The following is a 13,909-nucleotide window of genomic DNA, read 5'->3' on the forward strand; positions in this document are numbered from 1 at the left end:
TTCGAGTCGCTGCTGGACGCCGAGGAGCTCCGGCTGGGCGCCGAGACCACGCCCGGCGACTGAGAACACCGCCGAGCGGGAGCACACGCCGAGCGGGAGCACGCGCCGGCCGACGGGAACGGCCCCGGGCGGATGTGCCCGGGGCCGTGCGTCACAGCAGAGGGTGGCGCCGATCTCGCGGACGAAGAACGGCCGCCGCGGTCGGTCAGTGGCGGGGCTGGTCGCCGCCGCCGAGGAAGCGGGTCTGCTCGTCGTCCGGGTCGATGGTGCCCGGGGCGTGCGGGTTGCCCGGCTCGGGCGCGTAGGGCCCGGGCGGGGCGGACGACGGCGGGCCGGCCGAGGGCTGCGCACCGCTCGCGGGCGACTCGTGGGCCGGCGGGGCGGACGACGGCGGCGGCACCGGCGGGTGGGCCACGGTCGGCTGCTGCGAGGTGGGACCGCCCCACGCGGGCGCCGCGGGCGGCTGGCCCGGCTGCTGGCCCCAGGCCGGCGGCTGGGCTCCCGGCTGCGCCCACGGCGGCTGCTGACCGTAGGGCTGCGTCGGCTGGCCCGGGAACGGCTGCGGCGGCACGCCCGGCTGACCGGGGAAGGAGCCCTGCGGCGCCCCGCCGGGCTGGCCGGGGAAGTGCGCCGCGGGCTGGCCGGGGTACTGCGACGGCCCACCGGGCTGGCCGGGATAGGGCGACGGCGCGCCGGGCTGACCCGGGTACTGCCCCGGCTGCGGGTAGCCGGGCTGACCGTACGGCTGCTGGCCCCACGGCTGACCCGGCTGGCCCGGGTAGCCGCCCTGGGCCGGCTTCGGGCGCGGGGCGTAGTAGGAATTGCGCCAGACGAGATAGGTCGCGTAGGCCGCGAGGCCCAGCACGGCGAGCCACGCCGCGCGGACCAGGAACTCCTCGAAGGCGACCCGGACGCTGAACGTGCCGAGGTTGACCACGCCGAAGAGGAAGCCGAAGACGACCGCGAAGAAGGCGGCCACCGCGTACTCGACCAGGGCCGCGATGGTGATGACCTTCGCGTAGCGGTGGACCGGCGGGATCAGGAGCGCCAGCAGCACCGCCGCAAGCGGCATGAGGATCGTCTCGAGGTTGACGAAGCTGTAGAAGCTGTTCTGCGCGCGGGTGGCGAAGGTCTGGCCGTCGCCGGAGGGGATCAGGCGGATGACGGCGACGAAGAGCCAGATCGCGGGGGCGCCGACGAGGGCGTAGGCGGCGAGGTCACGCAGCGGGCGCAGCACCGTCGCGACGGGCCTGCCGGCCGGGGCGGGCTGGCCGCCGAAGGCCGACTGCGCGGCGGGCCCCGTGGGACCACCCTGCGCACCCGGACCGCCGGGCTGGGATCCGCCGAAGCCGGGCTGCGCGCCGGCGGCAGAGCCGGGACCGGCCGGGCCGGCCGGAGAGCCGGGAACGGCTGGGCGGGAGGCAGAGCCGGGACCGGCCGGGCCGGCGGGAGAGCCGGGACCGGCCGGGCCGGGCGGCGGGCCGGAGGGGCCCGCGAAACCACCGGCGTGCGGCGGGCCGGACTGCGGCCGGTCGGGCTCCGGCGACGGGGGCTGCGGCGGCGGACTGCTGGTCACAGCGGCTCTCCTGGGTCGATGTACGGGGCAGGCGGGGTCAGCCTAGTCCCGATAGCCGCATCACACCCGCCACCCGCGGGCCGCTTTCCGGCGCCGCGTGCGCAAGGATGGTCGGATGCGGATCGTGGTCCTGACCGGGGGCATCGGAGGCGCCCGGTTCCTGAAAGGCGTGCGCGCCCACGCCCGGAGCATCAATGCCGACGTCACGGCGGTGGTGAATGTGGGCGACGACGTGCGCATGCACGGCCTGCAGATCTGCCCCGACCTCGACAGCGTCATGTACACGCTGAGCGGGGCCGCCGACCCCGAGCGCGGCTGGGGACGGGTCGGTGAGACGTGGGTCATCAAGGAGGAGCTCGGCAGGTACGGGGCGGAGCCCACCTGGTTCGGCCTCGGTGACAAGGACGTCGCCACGCATCTCGTGCGCACGACGATGCTCAGCGCCGGCTATCCGCTGTCACAGGTGACCGCCGCGCTGTGCGAGCGGTGGCAGCCGGGCGTGACGATGCTTCCCGCCACCGACGACCGGCTCGAGACCCACGTGGTCGCCGACGTCGAGGGCGAGCGCAAGGCGATCCACTTCCAGGAGTGGTGGGTGCGCTACCGCGGCAAGGTCCCGACGCACCGGTTCGTCTTCGTGGGTGCGGACGCCGCGAAGCCCGCGCCCGGAGTGCTGGAGGCCGTGGCGGAGGCCGACGTGGTGCTGATCGCCCCGAGCAACCCGGTGGTGTCGATCGCGCCGATCCTGGCCGTACAGGAGCTGAAGCAGGCCGTGGTGGACGGCCCGGCGCCGGTCGTCGGGGTGTCGCCCATCATCGGCGGGTCGCCGGTGCGCGGCATGGCGGACATCTGCCTGACGACCGTCGGCGTCGAGGTGTCGGCGGCCGGGGTGGGCGGGCTCTACGGCCCGCGCGCGGAGGGCGGCCTGCTCGACGGCTGGCTGGTGGACAGCACGGACGAGGGGGCCGGGGTGCCCGGCGTCACCGTGCGGGCGGTCCCCTTGTGGATGAGTGACGAGACGGCGACGACCGCCATGGTCGCTGCCGCGTTGGACCTGGCGGGGGTGTGATGGACGGCTTGGAAGTGCTGCCGGTGCACGGCATCGGCGACGTGACGGCCGGGGACGACCTGGCCGAGCTCATCACGCGCAACGCGCCGTGGCTGCGCGACGGCGACGTGCTCGTGGTGACCAGCAAGATCGTGTCCAAGGCGGAGGGCCGGCTGGTCGAGGTGCCCGCGGACGGGCCGGAGCGCGAGACCGCCCGGGCCCGCGTGCTCGCCTCGGAGACCCGCCGGGTGGTCGCCCGGCGCGGCGCCACGGCGATCGTGCAGACCCACCACGGCTTCGTGATGGCGGCCGCGGGCATCGATGCGTCCAATGTCGACAAGACGCATCTGGTGCTGCTGCCGGAGTCGCCGGACGAGTCAGCCCGGCGGTTGCGGGCCGATCTCGCGGAGCGGGGACTGCACGTCGGCATCATCGTGTCCGACACGATGGGCCGCGCGTGGCGCAACGGCCTGACGGACGTCGCCCTGGGCGCGGCGGGCCTGCCGCCGATCCGGGACCACCGCGGCGAGATCGACCCGTACGGCAACGAGCTCGCCCTGACCCAGATGGCCGTCATCGACGAGCTGGCCGCCGCGGGCGAGCTGGTCAAGGGCAAGTGCGACCAGGTGCCGGTCGCCGTGGTCCGCGGCTTCCCGGGCGCCGGCGGCGAGGACGGGCCGGGCGCCGCGGTGCTGCTCCGCGACGCGGCCAGCGACATGTTCTCCCTCGGCACGGAGGAGGCCCGCGCGGAGGGGCTCGCGGCAGCCGCCACGCTCCCCGACGCCGCCACGGACCTGCCCGCCTCGGCGGTGGCCGTGCGCCGGGCGATCATCCGGACGGGCCTGGACGAGGCGGTGGCCGTGGCGTCCCCGCAGACCCTGCGCTGCACGCCGCCCGACCCCTCCCCCGCCGGCCTGATGCGCTTCGGCTCCGACGTGCACCGGCTCCGGGCGGCGCTGGCGGCCGAGGGTCTGGCCTCCGCCGTCGCGTACGACGAGTCCGGCGCCACGATCGCCGTCTCCCGAGCGGCATGACCGGACGCGATGCGCACGCCGACCCGGTCCCCAGCACCGGTCCCGGCCCGGGACGCCGCCACGGTAAGCATCAGCCCGACGAGTGCAGCCGGAGGCGAGCGGTGAGATGAGCCTCTTCGACGACGCCCGGAATGTGCTGGGCAACTGGGAAGCCACCTCGGCCGAGGCCGACGTGGCCGCAAGCGCACGCTCGAGCTGCTGACGGCCGGCCCGGTGGCGATGACCCGCGCGCACCGGCCGGGGCATGTCACGGCGAGCACGCTGATCGTGGACGAGGACCGGCGGGTGCTGCTCTGCCTGCACGGGCGGCTGGGCCTGTGGATGCAGGTGGGCGGGCACTGCGAGCCGGGCGACGCCACGCTGGCGGAGGCCGCGCTGCGCGAGGCGCGGGAGGAGTCCGGCATCCCCGGGCTGCGGCTCGACCCGGTGCCGATCGACGTCGACGTGCACGAGGTGCGCTGCGGGGCGGGCGACGGGTCTCCGGCCGGGCCGTCGATGCACTACGACGTGCGGTTCCTGGCGGTGTGCCCGGCCGGCACGACCACGCTCATCAGCGACGAGTCGGCCGACCTGGGCTGGTTCGCCGCGGACGAGCTGCCGTCCCCGCTGGCGGAGGGTGTGGTGCAGCAGCTCACCCCGGCCTTCGCCCGCATAGCCCGGCCGTAGGAGCAGCCGGCCGGGAAGCCGTGAAGCAACCGGCCGGGAAAGCCCTGGAACAGCCGGCCGGCAAAGCCGTGAAGCAACCGGCCGGGAAAGCCCTGGAGCAGCCGGCCCGGCGAAGTGACCGGCCCGCGGAGCAGGGCCGGCCCGGGAAACAGGCGCCAGCTCAGATGTAGCTCAGCTCGCCCTTGCTCTTCAGCTCGTCCACGAGGGACTTGACCTCCTGCGCCCGGTCCCGCGGCAGCACCAGCACCGCGTCCGGCGTGTCGACGATGATCAGGTCGCGGATGCCGAGCGCGGCCACCAGGCGGCCCGAGGAGGGCACCACGACCAGGTTGTCGGTCTCGCGGAGCAGCACGTTGGCCTGCGTCGCCGGGTCGGCGCCGACGACCACGTTGCCCGCGGCGTCGGCGGCCAGCACCTCGCCGAGCGTGTGGAAGTCGCCGACGTCGTTCCAGCCGAAGTCGCCGGGCACGGTGCCGACCTTGCCGGTGGCCGCCGCGCCCTCCATCACCGCGTAGTCGACGGAGATGCGCGGCAGGGTCGGCCAGACCTCGCCGAGCACGTCCTCGCGCGCCGGGGAGTCCCACGCCTGGGCGATCCGGGCGATGCCGGCGTGCAGCTGCGGCTGCTGGCGGGCCAGCTCGGTCAGGAAGACGTCGACCCGCCACACGAACATGCCGGCGTTCCACAGGTAGTTGCCGGACTTGACGTAGCCCTCGGCCACCTCGTACGACGGCTTCTCCTTGAACTCCTCCACCGCGAGCACCGGGCCGTCGCCGACCTCGCCGCCGCACTGGACGTAGCCGTAGCCGGTCTCCGGGCGGGTGGGGGTGATGCCGAGCGTCATGAGCAGGCCCTGCCGGGCGCCGCCCATGGCCTGCTCGATGACGGTGATGAAGCGGTCACCGTCAGCAATCAGGTGGTCGGCCGCGAACGAGCCCATGATCGCCTCGGGGTCGCGGCGCGCGATGACGGCCGCGGCCAGGGCGATCGCCGCGCAGGAGTCGCGCGGCGAGGGCTCGACGAGGATGTTCTCCTCGGGCACGGCGGCCAGTTGACGCGACACCGCGGCCGCGTGCGCCACGCCGGTGACCACGAAGACGCGGTCGGCCTCGGTCATGGGCAGCAGCCGGTCGACGGTCGCCTGCAGCAGCGACGCGTCCGTGCCGGTCAGCGGGTGCAGGAACTTGGGGTGCCCGGCCCGCGACAGCGGCCACAGACGAGTGCCACTGCCACCCGCGGGGATGACAGCGTAGAGCCCACCCTGGTTCTCACTCATGCGCACGGAGTGTAGCGAATCCTCACGAGGCCACGCGGTTCCACGTCGCGACGTGCACCTCGGCGCTCGAGGCCCAGGTGAACTCCTTGGCCCGGTCGAAGCCCGCCTTGGCCAGCGTCAGCCGGCGCGGCTCGTCGTGCAGCAGGTCGGCGAGATCGGCCGCGATCCGGTCCGGGTCCTCCGTCGTGTACGCCACCGCGTCGCCACCCACCTCGGGCAGCGACAGCCGCGGCGTCGTCAGCACGGGCGTCGCGCACGCCATCGCCTCGAGGATCGGCAGCCCGAAGCCCTCGCCGAACGAGGGGTAGCAGGCGACGAGCGCGCCGCCGAGGAAGCCGGGCAGGTCCGCGTAGCGCAGATAGCCGGGGCGCAGCAGGCGCAGGTGCGAGGGCACCTCGGCGACGGCCCGGTCGATGTCGTCGTCGTGGCCCTGGCCCCCGGCGATCACCAGGGCGGGCGGGCGCGGCCAGTCGGCGACCGCGCGGGCCCAGCCGCGGATGAGGTTGGGCACGTTCTTGCGCGGCTCCTTCGCCCCGAGGAACGCGACATAGCCGGCGTCACCGAGGCCGAGGCGGGCCCGCACCCGCGCCTTCTCCTCGTCGCTGGGCGCGTGGAACGCCGTGTGGTCGACCCCGTGGTAGGCCACGTCGATGTGCGTCGGGTCGGCGTCCAGCAGCCGGATCAGCTCGTCGCGCGTCGCCTTGCTGGGCACGATGACCCGCGCGGCCCGGCGCAGCGACGTCTTGATGGCGCTGCGGAAGAAGGTGCGCTTGGTGTTGTCGTAGTGCTCCGGCTCGGTGAAGAACGTCGCATCGTGCACGGTGACCGTGACGGGACATCCCGCGCGCAGCGGGCACGTGTAGAAGGGCGAGTGCAGCACCTGGGCGCCGACCTGCTGGGCGAGCAGCGGCAGCCCGGTCTGCTCCCACGCGAGCCGCGCGGGACGGTGGGCGACGGCGGCGGGGCCGGCGATGACCTCGGCCCCGGCGAGCATCCGGGAGTAACGCTCCGCGTCCGAACGCTGGGCCACGACGGCGAGGTCGAGGCGCTCCGGACCGAACGAGGCAAGCGCGCCGAGCAGACCGTCGACGTATCTGCCGACACCGCCTCGGTCGGCGGGGACGCTCGTGGCGTCGACGAGGACACGGGGCGGACGACCGGCGGTCACGGGGCAACTCCTCACATCTGTGGGCCAGACCACTCGCAAGCGTACGCCGCACAATGCATCCCATGTCGACCGCGATGCCGCCGGACACGGTGCCGTTACGCAGTCGTCGCGTACGCCCAGCCCGTTTCACTGTGTGTCACCCTTCTGTCGTCAATCGGACCCTCGCCCGGGTGACCGGATAGGGTTCCGGACGATGACTGACACGATCCCGGCCGCGTTCGCCGCCGCCGTCCGGCGCGATCCGACAGTGCCGCTGCTGACCTGGTACGACGACGCGAGCGGCGACCGCACCGAGCTGTCGGGCGCCACGCTGGCCAACTGGGTCTCGAAGACCGCGAACCTGCTCGTCGACGGCGCCGGCCTCGGCCCCGGCGACACGGCCACGGTGCTGCTGCCCCCGCACTGGCAGACGGCCGCGATCCTGCTCGGCGCCTGGTCCGCCGGGCTCGCCGTGGGCGCGTCCGGCGACATCCTCTTCACGTCGCCGGCCGGCTACGACGAGGCCGCCGCCGAAGCCGCCGGCGACCGCTACGCGACCGGGCTGCTGCCGCTGGCCATGCCGCTGCGCGAGCTGCCGCCGGGCTTCGCGGACTACACGGTCGAGGTCCGGCAGTTCGGCGACTTCTTCACGCCGGTCCGGCCGGTGACCGCGGCCGACGCGGCGATCGGCGACCGCCCGCACGGCGAGATCCCGGCCGCCGCCCGCGCCGGGGAGCTGGGCATCACCGCGGGCAGCCGGGTGCTGATCGACGCGGCCGCCCACCCGGACCCGGTCGACTGGCTGCTCGCGCCGCTCTACGCCGGGGCCAGCATCGTGCTCTGCGCCCACCTCGACCGGGACGCCGTGGAGAAGCGCGTCGCCACCGAGAAGGTCACCGTCACGCTGACCTGACGAACTCGGCGAGCGACTCGGGGTTGGCGAGGGCGCCCTTCGCGGCGGCCAGCTCGACGGGCGTCCCGGTGAGGATCCGCTTGACCGGCACCTCCAGCTTCTTGCCGGAAAGCGTGCGCGGCACCTCGCGTACCTCATGGATCCGGTCGGGCACGTGCCGCGGCGACAGCGCGGCACGCAGCTCGGCCCGCAGCCGGTCGCGCAGCGCGTCGTCGAGGACGTGGCCCGGGGCGGGCACCACGAACAGCAGCAGGTCGTCGCGGTCGTCCAGATGCACGACCAGGGAGTCGGCGACCTCGGGCAGCGCCTCCACCACCGAGTAGAACTCGGCGGTCCCCAGGCGTACGCCCCCGCGGTTGAGCGTCGCGTCGGAGCGCCCGGTGATGACGCAGGTGCCGTCCGCGCCGATCGTGATCCAGTCGCCGTGCCGCCAGACCCCGGGAAAGACGTCGAAGTACGCCTCGGAGTAGCGCCTGCCGTCCGGGTCGTTCCAGAACCCGACCGGCATGCTGGGCATGGGCGCCGTGACGACGAGCTCGCCCAGCTCGCCGATCAGGGGCTTGCCCGCCGGGTCGTACGCCTCGACGCGCGCGCCCAGCGCCCGGCACGAGATGACCCCCTCGACGACGGGCAGCAGCGGCGTCCCGCCCACGAAGCCGGTGCACACGTCGGTGCCGCCGGACAGCGACTGCAGCTGCGGACGGTCGCCCAGCACCTCGTAGACCCATCGGAAGCCCTCCGGCGGCAGCGGCGCACCGGTCGACCCGACGCCGCGGATGACGGTCGGCGGCGGCTCGATCCCGGCTTTGCGGCACGCGAGGAGGAACGGCGCGGACGTCCCGAAATAGGTCACCCCGGCGTCGGCGGCGAGGCGCCACAGCGCGCCGAGATCGGGGTGCCCGGGATTGCCGTCGAAAAGCACGATCGTGGCGCCGACGGCCGGGGCCGAGACGAGGAAGTTCCACATCATCCAGCCGGTCGTGGTGAACCACAGGAAACGGTCTCCGGGCCCGAGGTCGTGGTGCAGAGCGAGCATCTTGAGGTGCTCGAGCAGAATGCCGCCGTGGCCGTGCACGATCGGCTTCGGCAGGCCGGTGGTGCCCGACGAGTAGAGCACGTAGAGCGGGTGGTCGAACGGGAGCGCGGCGAAGGTGAGCTCGGCGTCGCCGGACAGGTCCGGCCAGCCGCCCTCGTCGTACAGATAGGGAATGGTGATGGTCTGCCGCAGGCTCGGCAGGGCCGCCGCGATGGCCGCCACCTCGGCCCGGCGGTCGATCTCCTTGTCGCCGTAGCGATAGCCGTCGACGGCGACCAGCACCTTCGGCTCGATCTGCGACCACCGGTCGATGACGCTGCGCGTCCCGAACTCCGGCGCGCACGACGAGAAGACCGCGCCGATGCTCGCCGTCGCGAGCAGCAGCACGAACGTCTCCGGAATGTTCGGCGCGTAGGCCACGACCCGGTCGCCGGCCACGACCCCGAGGCCGCGCAGCCCGGCCGCGACCCGCCGCACCTCCGCGCGCAATTCCCGCGCGGTGAGAGTCACCGGCGCCCGGGTCTGCGAATGGGCCACGACAACCGGGTCGTCGTCGCCCAGCCCCGGCATCCGCAGCACATTCTCGGCGTAGTTGAGGGTGGCGCCCGGGAACCACGTCGCGCCGGGCATCGCCGCGTCGCCCAGGACCCGGTCCGGCGGATCGTGGGCGACGACGCCGAAATGGTCCCAGACCGCGCCCCAGAAGCCGGCCAGATCGGTGACCGACCATTCCCAGAGGCCGGCGTAGTCCCGGACGTCGACGCCGCGCTCCTCACGCACCCAGGTGAGAAAGCGGCCCATGCGCGAGGTCTCGATCACGTCGGCCGGCGGCGTCCACAGCACTGTGCCCGTCATCCCGTCACCTTAACGTTTGTTCAGCGCTCGTCGAGCTGCTCGCGCACCGGCCCGGCGATGCGGGCCAGCGCCGTCGCGAGGGCGCGCTGCTGGGCGGCGCTCAGCGGATCGAATACCAGCTGCCGGACCCGCTCGACGTGCGCCGGGGCACAGTCGACGACCTTCCGCAGGCCGCTCGCGGTCAGAGTGGCGAGCGTGTAGCGCCCGTTCTCCGGGTCGGGCGGGTGGCGGCCACCTCGTTCAACCCCGTCGACGACCACATCCGGCTCGGCGTGCTCGCCGAGATGATCCCCACGGAGCTGCCGGTCACCCCCGGGCTCGACCTCGCCGGCACGGTGGTCGAGCTCGGCCCGGGGGTCGACGGCCCGCGGGTGGGCGACGAGGTCGTCGCCATGGTTCCGCTGGACGTGCACGGCGGCGCCGCCGAGTACGCGGTCGTGGCCGCCGGCCTGGTCACCGCCGCGCCCCGCAGCGTCCCGCTGGCCGACGCCGCCGCACTGCCCCTGGCCGGGCTGGCCGCTCGCCAGGCGGCCGTCGAGCTCGCCGGGATCGAGGCGGGGCAGACCGTGCTGGTCAACGGCGCGGGCGGGGCGGTCGGCGGCCTCGTGGTCCAGCTCGCCGCCGACGCGGGGGCCACGGTGACCGCCGTCGACGGTCCGCAGCACGCCGAGCGGCTCACCGGGTACGGCGCGGCGCGGGTCGTCGGGCCGTTGGATCTCGACGCGGGCCCGGCGGCGGTCGGTGGCCCCTTCGACGTGGTCGTGAACCACGTACGCCTGGCGACCGGGGACCTGGCGAAGCTGACCGCCTACGTGGCCGACGGCGGGATCGTCGTCAGCTCCGCCGGTCCCGTGCCGGCCGACGAGGGCCGGTCCGTACGCACGGCCGGTGTCTGGGTCGCCCCCGACGCCGCCCACCTGGCCGACCTCGTGGCCCGCGTGGACGACGGCCGGCTGCGGCTGCACATCGCCGACCGCCGGCCGCTCGAGGACCTGCCGGCCGTGCACCAGGACGCGAGCAACGGCAAGCTGCCCGGCAAGACGGTCATAGTCATCGGGTGAGCGGGGCGGTGCTGGCGCGGGTCACCAGGACCGTGGCCAGCTCGACGCGGGGGGACTCGAGGCGCTCCTCGTTGAGGAGGCGCAGCAGGGTGCGGGTGGCCGTCACGCCCATCTCGTGCAGCGGCTGACGCACGGTGGTCAGGGGCGGTGCGAGCCAGCGGGCGTACGGGAGGTCGCCGAAGCCGACGACGCTGAGGTCGCCCGGGACCGTACGCCCGGACTGCCGCACCGCCTCGTAGACGCCGCCCGCCTGCAGGTCGTCGGCGGCGAAGACGGCCGTCGGCGGGTCGGGGAGGGCGAGCAGGGCAGCCGCGGCGGCCTGCCCACCGGCGTGCGTGAGGTCGCCCGTGCGGATCAGGCCGGCGTCGGCGGGCAGGCCCGCGGCGCTGAGGGCGGCGCCGTAGCCGGCCGTGCGGGCGCGCGCGTGCGGCAGGTGGTCCGGGCCGCCGATCATGCCGATGCGGCGGTGTCCGAGGGTGATCAGGTGTTCCGTGGCGGCGTACCCGCCGGCGAAGTCCGTGGCCCCGATCGAGGGGGCGTCGCGATGGGCCTGGCCCGCGCCGTCGACCAGGACGAACGGGATCGACCGCCGGTCGAGGCCGGTGCGCTGCCGGTCGGTCAGGGCGGAGACGGCGAGCACGGCACCCTGGGAGCCGCGGGGCAGCAGCGTGTCGGCGCTCCGGGCGGAGACGAGCACGCCGAGGCCCGACTCCTCGGCCGTCTCGGCGACGCCGCCCAGCACGGCGAGGCCCCAGGGACTGTCCGGCTCGTCGATGACGAGATCGATCAGCCCGGTCCGGTCCGGCCGCCGCGCCGCGGGCGAGCGCCGGTAGCCGCGGCGGGCCAGCAGGCGTTCGATCCGCACCCGGGTGGCGGCGGCCACGTCCGAGTGCCCGTTGAGCACCTTGGAGACGGTCGACACCGCCACACCGGCCTCGGCGGCGATCTCGGCGAGCGTCGTTCTGGTGGTGGTCATGGTCCCGCGTTCCCAGGAGAGGACGGATGCGGCGCCGGAAGTCTCCCCCGAGGACGACCGGCGCCGCGGGGACGGTCCGCAGTCCGTCCCTGATCCGGCCCCATGCCGTCCGCGCACCGCCGGCCGGCACGCCGCGGGCGAGGACGACCCCCCGTATGGGCCGACCGGTTGCTTTCGATGATGCGCCCGCGCGGACCCCGTACGGGGAATCCCGACCGATCCCGAACGCGATCATCCGTGGCAGGTCAGGGGGCACGGGTGCCCACCGGAAGGTTTCGCCCGGTAGTGTCGACCGTTCCGAAAACCAGGAGCGTGCCCGTGACTTTCTCGGCGCTGCCCGACCCCGGCACAGCGGCCACTTTGGACGACCTCACCGGGTGCCTGCGGGCGTTGAAGGTGTGGGCGGGCGATCCTGCGTACGGGGTCATCACGTCCCGGATCAACGCCGAGCGCCCGGCCACCGCGCAGGTCGGCCGGACGACCGTGGTCGACTGCTTCCGCACCGGCCGCCGGCGCCTCGACAGCGATCTGGTGACCGCGATCGTGCACACGCTGCACCCCGACACCGGCTATGTCACGCAATGGCGGCAGGCGCTGCGGGTGGTCAACGGCGAGGCCCGGGCCGCCGCCCAGGTACGCGTCCAGGCCGAGCTGCCCGAGGACCTGCCCGGCTTCACGGGCCGCGCCGACGAGCTGGCGTACGCGCGGGAGGCCGAGATCTCCGTCCTGGTCGGGATGGCCGGCGTGGGCAAGACCCGGCTGGCCGTCCATCTGGGACACGAGCTCCTCCGCGAGCAGCGGGTGGACCGCGTGCTCTTCGTCGACCTGCGCGGCTTCCACCCCGATCCGGCGCAGCCGCCCGCCGACCCGGGCGCGGTGCTCGACGGCTTCCTGCGGCTGCTGGGGGTCTCGGGCCAGCAGGTTCCGCACGGGCTGGCCGAGCGCACGGCCGCCTGGCATGACCGGCTCGCCGGCTCCCGCACGCTCGTGGTGCTCGACAACGCGACCGGCGCGGAGCAGGTGCGCCCGCTGCTGCCCGAGGTGCCCGGCTGCGTGACACTGGTGACGAGCCGTCGCAGGCTGCCGGAGCTGTCCGGGGCCACGCACTGCGACGTGGACGTGTTCCGGCCCGGGGAGTCGCACCGGTTCCTCGCCGCGGCGGTGCCCGGCATCCCGGCCGGGAACGACCCCGACGCGACGGCCCGGGTCGCCCGGCTCTGCGGTCACCTGCCGCTGGCCCTCGCGCTGGTCGCCGGGCACATGCGCGCCAAGCCCGGCTGGACGCTCACCGACCACGCCGACTGGCTCGAGGAGCGGCACGGCACCGGGCGGCTGGACGTCGGGGTGGAGCTCGCGCTCGACGTGTCGTACAGGGAACTGCCGGACGGGGAGCGTGCGCTGCTCCGCGCCCTGGCCCTGCACCCTGGCCAGGACTCCTGCGTGCACGCCGCCGCCGCGCTCGGCGGGACCACTGTGGAGCTCGCGGCCCAGCGCCTCGCCAAGCTCGCGGCGGACAACCTGGTGCAGCCCGCGGGACCCGGCCGGTACGCCCTGCACGACCTGGTCCGCGCGTACGCCGCCACCCGGGCCGCCGACGAGGACCGCCGCTCGGCACGCCGCGACGCCCTGACCCGGCTGCTCGACTTCTACCTGGCCGCCGCGGCCGAGGCGATGAACCGGCTCGACCCGGCGGAGGCCGGCCGCCGCCCCAAGGTGACACCGTCACCCGTGGCCCTGCCCGCCCTCGACGAGCCCATCGCCTGGCTCGACACGGAACGCACCAACCTCGTCGCCGCCGCCGTCCACGCCGACGACAACGGCCTGCCCGGACACGCCGTGCAGTTCAGCGCCGTGCTCTTCCGCTACCTGATCGGCGGGCACCACCTCGACGCGATGACCGTGCACGACCGCGCGGCGCGGGCCGCGGAGCGTACGGGCGACCTGGCCGGCCAGGCCACCGCCCTCGCCAGCATGTCCACCGCCGAGGTGCTCACCGGCCGGCACGAGGCGGCGCTGGCCCGGCTCGGCCACGCCTTGCAGATCTTCCAGGTCATCGGCGACGTCCCCGGCCAGGCCCGGACGCTCAACACCCTCGGGATCGCCGAGACCCGCCTGGGCCGCTACGAGGCCGCCGCCCGGCACCTCACCGAGTCGATGGACCTGCACGGCGCCGTGGGCAACGCCGCCGGCCAGGCCCGCGCCCGCACCAACCTGGCCAACCTCGAGTCCCGCCTCGGCCGCGACGAGGAGGCCGTCCCGCTCTACGAGGCGGTCCTGCGCTTCCACGAGGAGGAGGGCGACCGGGTCGGCGAGGCGGTCGC

11 protein-coding genes and 1 pseudogene are annotated in these 13,909 nt (G+C 74.7%); 6 read left to right on the plus strand and 6 right to left on the minus strand.

Annotation, left to right across the window (positions count from 1 at the left end):
- Positions 1-205 precede the first annotated feature (205 nt).
- Entirely contained in the window at positions 206-1,576 is a 1,371-nt protein-coding gene (locus tag RBH18_RS39070; protein WP_306215552.1) for a hypothetical protein, read from the minus strand.
- Between the two features lie 115 nt (positions 1,577-1,691).
- On the opposite strand from RBH18_RS39070, the gene cofD reads away from it, so the two are divergent.
- From cofD to RBH18_RS39085, 3 genes and pseudogenes are all read left to right on the plus strand, one after another.
- Positions 1,692-2,645 (plus strand): 2-phospho-L-lactate transferase, encoded by a 954-nt coding sequence (gene cofD, locus RBH18_RS39075; RefSeq protein ID WP_306215553.1) that lies wholly within the window; start codon positions 1,692-1,694, stop codon positions 2,643-2,645.
- On the plus strand, positions 2,645-3,658 hold the full coding sequence (locus tag RBH18_RS39080) for a coenzyme F420-0:L-glutamate ligase (RefSeq protein WP_306215554.1): 1,014 nt from the start codon (positions 2,645-2,647) through the stop codon (positions 3,656-3,658). The genes cofD and RBH18_RS39080 overlap by 1 nt, the downstream gene beginning before the upstream one ends.
- 106 nt (positions 3,659-3,764) lie before the next feature.
- Positions 3,765-4,324: pseudogene (locus tag RBH18_RS39085) on the plus strand (NUDIX hydrolase).
- Positions 4,325-4,484: 160 nt separating this feature from the next.
- On the opposite strand, the gene RBH18_RS39090 reads toward RBH18_RS39085, so the two are convergent.
- Positions 4,485-5,600, minus strand: coding sequence for a mannose-1-phosphate guanylyltransferase (locus tag RBH18_RS39090; RefSeq protein WP_306215556.1), 1,116 nt, complete (start codon positions 5,598-5,600; stop codon positions 4,485-4,487).
- A gap of 22 nt (positions 5,601-5,622) precedes the next feature.
- Entirely contained in the window at positions 5,623-6,768 is a 1,146-nt protein-coding gene (locus tag RBH18_RS39095; protein ID WP_306215557.1) for a glycosyltransferase family 4 protein, read from the minus strand.
- Between the two features lie 193 nt (positions 6,769-6,961).
- On the opposite strand from RBH18_RS39095, the gene RBH18_RS39100 reads away from it, so the two are divergent.
- The gene (locus RBH18_RS39100; protein ID WP_306215558.1) at positions 6,962-7,660 is read left to right on the plus strand and encodes a TIGR03089 family protein; all 699 of its coding nucleotides are present in this window, start codon (positions 6,962-6,964) and stop codon (positions 7,658-7,660) included.
- Here the strand turns inward: RBH18_RS39100 and RBH18_RS39105 are convergent.
- Both RBH18_RS39105 and RBH18_RS39110 read right to left on the minus strand, forming a co-directional pair.
- Positions 7,647-9,551, minus strand: a complete 1,905-nt coding sequence (locus RBH18_RS39105) for an acetoacetate--CoA ligase (RefSeq protein WP_306215559.1) — start codon at positions 9,549-9,551, stop codon at positions 7,647-7,649. The genes RBH18_RS39100 and RBH18_RS39105 overlap by 14 nt on opposite strands.
- Positions 9,552-9,571: 20 nt before the next feature.
- The gene (locus RBH18_RS39110) at positions 9,572-9,811 is read right to left on the minus strand and encodes a hypothetical protein (RefSeq protein ID WP_306215560.1); all 240 of its coding nucleotides are present in this window, start codon (positions 9,809-9,811) and stop codon (positions 9,572-9,574) included.
- Between RBH18_RS39110 and RBH18_RS39115 the strand changes: the two genes are divergently transcribed.
- Positions 9,776-10,612, plus strand: coding sequence for a zinc-binding dehydrogenase (locus tag RBH18_RS39115; RefSeq protein WP_306215561.1), 837 nt, complete (start codon positions 9,776-9,778; stop codon positions 10,610-10,612). The two genes, RBH18_RS39110 and RBH18_RS39115, sit on opposite strands and share 36 nt — an antisense overlap.
- Here the strand turns inward: RBH18_RS39115 and RBH18_RS39120 are convergent.
- Positions 10,602-11,588 carry a LacI family DNA-binding transcriptional regulator gene (locus tag RBH18_RS39120; RefSeq protein WP_306215562.1) on the minus strand — a complete coding sequence of 329 codons (987 nt, stop codon included), beginning with the start codon at positions 11,586-11,588 and terminating at the stop codon, positions 10,602-10,604. The two genes, RBH18_RS39115 and RBH18_RS39120, sit on opposite strands and share 11 nt — an antisense overlap.
- 318 nt (positions 11,589-11,906) lie before the next feature.
- On the opposite strand from RBH18_RS39120, the gene RBH18_RS39125 reads away from it, so the two are divergent.
- Positions 11,907-13,909 (plus strand): tetratricopeptide repeat protein (locus tag RBH18_RS39125; protein ID WP_306215563.1); only part of this gene is annotated, 2,003 nt, incomplete at its 3' end.

Origin of the sequence: Actinoplanes oryzae, from assembly GCF_030757795.1 — a bacterium.
In the GTDB taxonomy this organism is placed as follows: domain Bacteria; phylum Actinomycetota; class Actinomycetes; order Mycobacteriales; family Micromonosporaceae; genus Actinoplanes.

Coding starts and splice junctions, on each gene's coding strand:
- RBH18_RS39090 (WP_306215556.1), bottom strand. CDS start 5,600: ATGAGTGAGAACCAGGGTGGGCTCTACGCTGTCATCCCCGCGGGTGGC.
- RBH18_RS39120 (WP_306215562.1), bottom strand. CDS start 11,588: ATGACCACCACCAGAACGACGCTCGCCGAGATCGCCGCCGAGGCCGGT.
- RBH18_RS39105 (WP_306215559.1), bottom strand. CDS start 9,551: ATGACGGGCACAGTGCTGTGGACGCCGCCGGCCGACGTGATCGAGACC.
- RBH18_RS39100 (WP_306215558.1), top strand. CDS start 6,962: ATGACTGACACGATCCCGGCCGCGTTCGCCGCCGCCGTCCGGCGCGAT.
- cofD (WP_306215553.1), top strand. CDS start 1,692: ATGCGGATCGTGGTCCTGACCGGGGGCATCGGAGGCGCCCGGTTCCTG.
- RBH18_RS39080 (WP_306215554.1), top strand. CDS start 2,645: ATGGACGGCTTGGAAGTGCTGCCGGTGCACGGCATCGGCGACGTGACG.